The 301-nt window shown below is 48.8% G+C and carries 1 protein-coding gene; it reads left to right on the forward strand.

What is annotated here, in order from left to right; genetic code table 11:
* A partial coding sequence (locus PZH32_RS12895; protein WP_275208650.1) for a methylated-DNA--[protein]-cysteine S-methyltransferase occupies nucleotides 1-301 on the forward strand: 301 nt, incomplete at both ends.

Below are 301 nucleotides of genomic sequence, written 5' to 3' on the forward strand. Positions count from 1 at the left end.
GATAAAGATGGATTAAAGGGAGTCTGGTTTGAGGGGCAGAAGTATTTTGCTTCCGGGTTAAAAGAGAACGAGACAGAGGAGAAGGAGACGCCTGTTTTGATGCAGACGAGAGAGTGGCTGGATCTTTATTTTGCAGGGAAAAATCCGAAGTTTCTTCCGCCACTTGCGCCGGAGGGCTCAGAGTTCAGGAAAGAGGTCTGGAAGATCCTGCTTTCGATCCCGTACGGGAAGACGATGACTTACGGAGAAATCGGCAGAAAAGTTGCTGAGATGACAGGAAAAAAGCACATGTCCGCTCAGG

The sequence above is a fragment of the Adlercreutzia equolifaciens genome (genome assembly GCF_029076695.1).
Classification (GTDB): domain Bacteria; phylum Actinomycetota; class Coriobacteriia; order Coriobacteriales; family Eggerthellaceae; genus Adlercreutzia; species Adlercreutzia equolifaciens_A.